This window comes from Olleya namhaensis (assembly GCF_900114005.1).
GTDB lineage: Bacteria > Bacteroidota > Bacteroidia > Flavobacteriales > Flavobacteriaceae > Olleya > Olleya namhaensis.
This window is the reverse complement of sequence record NZ_FORM01000009.1, coordinates 99,109-105,805: the sequence shown is the minus strand read 5'-3', so window position 1 is coordinate 105,805 and position 6,697 is coordinate 99,109. Positions and strand designations below refer to the sequence as shown.

The 6,697-nt window shown below is 34.3% G+C and carries 4 protein-coding genes; 3 read left to right on the top strand and 1 reads right to left on the bottom strand.

Annotated features, from left to right (window positions below):
* The 3 genes from BMZ09_RS14160 to BMZ09_RS14150 form a co-directional block, all read left to right on the top strand.
* The coding region (locus BMZ09_RS14160; RefSeq protein ID WP_177183545.1) for a T9SS type B sorting domain-containing protein at positions 1-2,963 on the top strand (2,963 nt) is incomplete at its 5' end.
* Positions 2,964-3,016: 53 nt separating this feature from the next.
* A complete protein-coding gene (locus BMZ09_RS14155) occupies positions 3,017-3,961 on the top strand; it encodes a PorP/SprF family type IX secretion system membrane protein (protein WP_090841791.1) in 945 nt (314 codons plus the stop codon).
* An 18-nt stretch (positions 3,962-3,979) separates the two neighbouring features.
* Complete coding sequence (locus BMZ09_RS14150; protein ID WP_090841789.1) at positions 3,980-5,926, top strand: OmpA family protein; 1,947 nt, start codon at positions 3,980-3,982, stop codon at positions 5,924-5,926.
* Between the two features lie 68 nt (positions 5,927-5,994).
* Here the strand turns inward: BMZ09_RS14150 and BMZ09_RS14145 are convergent, their stop codons facing one another.
* Positions 5,995-6,693 carry a tetratricopeptide repeat protein gene (locus tag BMZ09_RS14145; protein ID WP_090841793.1) on the bottom strand — a complete coding sequence of 233 codons (699 nt, stop codon included), beginning with the start codon at positions 6,691-6,693 and terminating at the stop codon, positions 5,995-5,997.
* Positions 6,694-6,697: the final 4 nt, after the last annotated feature.

Below are 6,697 nucleotides of genomic sequence, written 5' to 3'. Positions count from 1 at the left end.
CTAACGAGCAAGAAGTTATTGACGGAACAGATCCTACAGACGGATGTGATTTCTTAACAGCTAGTATTACAGTAACAGCAAGTTCTGAATGGAACATGTTAGATTGTGATAATGATGGATTAACAAATGGAGATGAGATTACAGAAGGAACAGATCCTCAAAACCCAGATTCAGATGGAGATGGTGTTATAGACGGAACAGAGGTTGCTGACGGAACAGATCCATTAGATAATTGTTCATTTAATATTATACATCAAACTTTAGCAACTGATGCAGCATGGTTAGCAGCAGATTGTGATGGTGATGGTGTAACGAATGGTACGGAGATAATCGATGGTACAGATCCATCAGATAATTGTGATTTAGTATTTACAAGTCAAACATTAGTAGCAGATGCAGCATGGTTAGCAGCAGATTGTGATGGTGATGGAGTAACTAATGAGCAAGAAGTTATAGACGGAACAGATCCTACAGATGGATGTGATTTCTTAACAGCTAGTATTACAGTAACAGCAAGTTCTGAATGGAACCTATTAGATTGTGATAACGATGGATTAACAAATGGAGATGAGATTACAGAAGGAACGGATCCTCAAAACCCAGATTCAGATGGAGATGGAGTTGTAGATGGAACAGAAGTTACAGACGGAACAGATCCTTTAAATAATTGTGAGTTCGATATTTTACATCAAACCTTAACAGCGGATGCAGCATGGTTAGCAGCAGATTGTGATGGTGATGGAGTAACAAATGGACAAGAAGTTACAGATGGAACAGATCCATTAGATAATTGTGATTTAGTATTCACAAGTCAAACATTAGTAGCAGATGCAGCATGGTTAGCAGCAGATTGTGATGGTGACGGAGTAACTAATGAGCAAGAAGTTATTGACGGAACAGATCCTACAGACGGATGTGATTTCTTAACAGCTAGTATTACAGTAACAGCAAGTTCTGAATGGAACCTGTTAGATTGTGATAATGATGGATTAACAAATGGAGATGAATTAACTGAAGGAACAGACCCTCAGAATTCAGATTCAGATGGAGACGGAGTTTTAGATGGAACGGAAGTTACAGACGGAACAGACCCATTAAATAATTGTGAGTTTGATTTAACACACCAATCACTAACAGCAGATGCAGCATGGTTAGCAGCAGATTGTGATGGAGATGGAGTTACAAACGAACAAGAAGTTATTGACGGAACGAATCCATTAGATGAGTGTGATTTCATAGTTGAAAATCAAACAGTAGCAGTTGGCCCAATTTGGTTAGCAGCAGATTGTGATGGTGATGGAGTTACTAATGAGCAAGAAGTTATAGATGGAACAGATCCTACAGACGGATGTGATTTCTTAACAGCTAGTATTACAGTAACAGCAAGTCCAGAATGGAACCTATTAGATTGTGATAATGATGGATTGACAAATGGTGATGAACTTACAGAAGGTACAGATCCACAAGATTCAGATTCAGATAATGATGGTGTTATAGACGGAACGGAAGTAACAGATGGAACAGACCCTTTAAACAATTGTGAATTTGATTTATTACACCAAACATTAACAGCAGATGCAGCATGGTTAGCAGCAGATTGTGACGATGATGGAGTTACAAACGAACAAGAAGTTATAGACGGAACTGATCCTTTAGATTCATGTGATTTTGTAGTAGGAAGTCAAACAGGAACAGTTGGTGCAGCATGGTTAGCAGCAGATTGTGATGGTGACGGAGTTACAAATGGTCAAGAAGTTATAGACGGAACGGATCCAGTAGATGGATGTGATTTCTTAACTGATAGTATTACAGTAACAGCAAGTCCAGAATGGAACTTATTAGACTGTGATAATGATGGATTAAATAATGGTGATGAACTTACAGAAGGTACAGACCCACAGGATGCAGATACAGATGGTGATGGAATCATTGATGGTACAGAAGTTACTGACGGAACAAGTCCATTAGATAATTGTGATTTTGATATCTTACACCAAACTATAACAGCTGACTCAACTTGGTTGACTGCAGATTGTGATGGTGATGGAGTAACTAATGCTCAAGAAGTGTTAGACGGTACGGATCCAATAGACCCTTGTGATTTCGATATGTTAAGTCAAGATGTATCAATAGTATCTTCTACTTGGGAAGCTATTGATTGTGATGGTGATGGTGTAACAAACGGAGATGAGTTAAATGACGGTACAGACCCTCAAGATGCTTGTGACTTTGTTTACACAAGTCAAACAGTAACAATTAGTGATGCATTTGCAGACTTAGATTGTGATGGTGATGGAGTAACTAACGGTCAAGAAATTGTTGACGGTACGGATCCAACAGACTTATGTGACTTTGTAGTTGGAAGTCAAACGATTGTAGGTTCGGATGAATTTAACAATGGTGATTGTGATGGTGATGGAGTATCTAATGAAATTGAGATTATCGATGGAACAGATCCTTTAGATCCTTGTGATTATGAGTTTACTAGTCAAGTAATTGATTATGAAACACAAATTGTTGAAGGTGTTAGTGCTGATTGGTTACTTTTAGATTGTGATGGAGATTCTACATTAAATGGAGATGAAATTGCAGATAATGATAACAATGGAATCCCTGATTATGAGGAAGCTGATAATGGAGATACGGATGCACCAGATGGTTTAATTGTCTTTGATATTATGACACCAGATGGAGACGGAAATAATGATGTGTTTGTAATAAGTGGTATACAACAATACCCAGAGAATACATTAAAAATCTATAACCGTTGGGGTGTTAAAGTATATGATGTAGATGGTTATGGTCAAGGTAATAATTTCTTTAGAGGTACTTCTGAAGGTAGAGTTACAGTTAAAAAAGATGACAAGCTACCTGTAGGTACTTACTACTACGTATTAACTTATGTTAACGAAAGCGGTAACTCTGTAGAGAAAGCTGGACCATTATATATAAACAGAAACTAAATTATCAAATACCAGTAACTCGAAAGAGTTACTGGTTTAAACTTATAAAAAACATGAAAAATTACTGCATAGTTATTTTAGCCTTAATGGGTTTAGGATTTTATTCTAACCAAAGTTATGCGCAGCAAGATGCTCAATACACTCAATACATGTACAACACGCTTAGTGTTAACCCAGCGTATGCGGGTTCTAGAGATGTATTAAGTTTTGTTGGTTTATACAGGACACAATGGGTAGGTTTAGACGGTGCTCCAGACACGTTTACAGCTTCATTGCATTCACCTGTAGGAGAAAAAGTAGGTTTAGGTCTTAACGTCACTCAAGATGAGATATTTATTACTAGCGAAACTTATATCGATCTATCGTTTAGTTATACGCTTGACTTAGCTAATGATGCTAAATTGGCGTTAGGTATTAAAGCCGGTGCTCATTTACTTAACATTGATACTAATAGGTTAAATACTGGTGCTTTTAATCCAGGAGATGCTAATACAGAAATTAATGTTGATAATAAATTTTCTCCTCAATTTGGTTTAGGTCTTTATTATTACACAGATAAATTCTATTTAGGTTTAAGTGCTCCAAACATTTTAGAGACAGAACACTTTGACCAAAATGCAGCAAACAATAATTCATTTGCAACTGCTAAAGAAAGAATCAATTTTTACCTTATGGCAGGTAGAACATTTGATCTTAATACAGATTTAAAGTTTAAGCCTTCTGCCTTAGTTAAGGTTGTGGACGGTGCGCCACTTCAAGTTGATTTATCGGGTAACTTTTTAATCAAAGAAAAGTTAACATTAGGTTTGGCTTATCGTTGGAGTGCTGCTTTAAGTGCTATGGCTGGGTTTCAAGTATCAGATCAAATCATGTTAGGTGTTGCTTATGATAGAGAGACTACAGAGTTAAAGCAATTTAATGATGGTTCTTATGAAATATTTCTAAGGTTTGAATTATTTAAAAGAAATAACCGTATGATCTCGCCAAGATTTTTCTAATCCCAAAAACTAATCAACATGAAAAAAATAATTACAATTTATATTAGCTTATTTTTTCTTTCAATAAATGTTTTATCGGCTCAAGAAAAGAAGGCTGTAAAAGAAGGTAATAAGGAATTTGAAAAGCTAGCCTATATAGAGGCAAGACAATCTTATTTGAGAGCTTCTAATAAAGGCGTTAAATCTGCAGAGTTATTAAAAAACTTAGGGGATTCTTATTATTTTAATGCAGACTATACAAACGCAGCTAAATGGTACGGTCAATTAATGCAATCTTCAGATAGTATTCCATCGGAGTACATCTATCGCTACGCTTTATCATTGAAAAGTGATAAAAGATATTTAGCATCAGATAACGCTATGGAAAAATTTCACCAAGCTAAAGGTGAAGATTATCGTGCTAATTTGTTTGTTAATGAAAGAAACTATTTGGAAGAAATAGAAATGCAATCAGGACGTTTTGAACTTGTAAATGTAGATTTCAATTCAGAATTATCAGATTTTGCACCATCTTTTTATCAAGGGAGTTTAATTTATTCTTCTAACAGACAGCAAAGAAGCGCAGCAAAAAGAGTACATGATTGGAATGAACAACCATTTTTAGATCTTTACAAGTTAAACAGTACAGAAGTACTTAAAACAAGTAGTTCTAAATTTAGTAGTACAGTAAATTCTATTTATCATGAGTCTACTGCAGCTTTTACAAAGGATGGGTTAACTATGTACTTTACTAGAAACAACTATACGGATAAAGACTATAAGGAAGATGAAGACGGTACAAACAGATTAAAACTATACAGAGGTACAAGAATAGATTCAGGAAATACTAATTGGGATGTTCAAGAACTACCTTTTAATAGTGATGAGTATTCAGTTGCACACCCAACGTTAAGTCCAGACGAAAAAACATTATATTTTGCAAGTGATATGCCAGGTACTAGAGGACTTTCTGATTTGTATAAAGTGGCTATAAAAGATAGTGTTTTTGGAGATATTATAAATCTTGGTGATAAGATTAATACAGAAGGAAGAGAAACATTCCCTTTTATTAGTCAAGATAACAAGTTGTATTTTGCTTCTGACGGTCATGTTGGATTAGGAGGATTAGACGTTTTTGTTTCAGAATTAAATGATGACAAAATTGGAGATGTTTTTAATTTAGGAAGACCTGTTAATAGCCCTGAAGATGATTTCACTTTTATAATTGATAGTGAAACTAGTTTAGGTTATTTTGCATCTAATAGAGAAGGAGGTAAAGGTTTTGATGATATTTATAGTTTTAAAATGTTTAAACCAATTATTTCAAGATGTGAGCAAGCTATTAATGGTGTTGTTTTAAATAAAGAAAACGATCAGCCAATTGGAAATGCAACGGTATACTTATTAGACGAAAACAATAAAGTAATAAACGAAAAAACATCTAGAACAGATGGTAGTTTCGATTTTACCTTAGATTGTTCAAAAGGGTATTCTATAAGATCTACAAAAGAAACGTATTCTACTGCTGAAAAAGTATTTAATACGCCAAATATTACTGGATCAATGGAGCGTACATTATTTATGAAAAAACAAGACGAATTACCTGCTCCGTTAGGAACAGATATTGCACCGTTGTTGGGAATAAATCTTATTTACTTTGATTTAGATAAATCTTTTATCACAAAAGATGCAGAGGTTGAGTTACGTAAGGTAATTGACTTTATGTATGTGTATCCTAATGTAAATATAGATGTAAGATCTCATACAGATAGTCGTAACACGGATCAATATAACATTGATTTATCAGACAGAAGAGCTAAGTCTACAATTGAATATTTAGTGACTGTAGGAGGTATTAGCAGAGCTAGATTAACAGGACAAGGTTATGGAGAAACACAACTACGTAACAAATGTAGTGATGGTGTTAAGTGTAGTGAGTCAGAACATCAATTAAACAGAAGAAGTGAATTTATTATAGTAAAATAAATCTCAGTTTTATATATTAAAAAAGCCTTCCAATTTGGAAGGCTTTTTTATTTGTAATACAAACTAAATTATTCTTTAGTTTCTGTTGATTGGGTTTGTGGTGATAATGCGTTTTTAGCAATTAAAGCCATGTTAAATTGTGGCTCAATAGCTAATGCTTTATCTAATAGTAATAAAGCAGCTGGTTTGTTGGCCTCTTTGTTTTGGTTAAATTGTACTAAAGCATCAAGATAATAAAAAGCAGATTTTAATGACACTTTATATGGTTGTTGTGTTTCGTAAAAACTTTTACCCTGATTATCTTTTACATTTGTTAATCCTAAGTCTATATATTTTTTAGCTTCAGTAAGTTTATTCAGATTTAAATTAAGCTCTGCCAACTCATAAGCTACCTGTGCATTTTTATTTTTGTCATAAATAGCTTTGAAAAAAGGTATAGAACCTTCCATATTGCCTAAAGATTTTAACGCTACTGCTTTTACTTCTAACGCCATTTCAGAATCCGTAGATTTTTGTTCTGCACCAATAGTGTTTAAAGCTTGGTTAAATTTCCCTTCTTTTAAATAAATATAAGCTAAGGTGTCTTTTCTTGCTTCGGATGGTTTTAGCACATTTAGATGTGTAATAGCATTTATCAAACCCTGAACATCACCTTGGGCTTTCATTTGTTTGTAATAAGCTTCGTAGTGCTTTGTTAATGCGTCATTAGATTGTGCATTTGCTCCTAAACAGAAACCAAAAACAGCTAAGTAAAGTATCTTTTTCATTGTT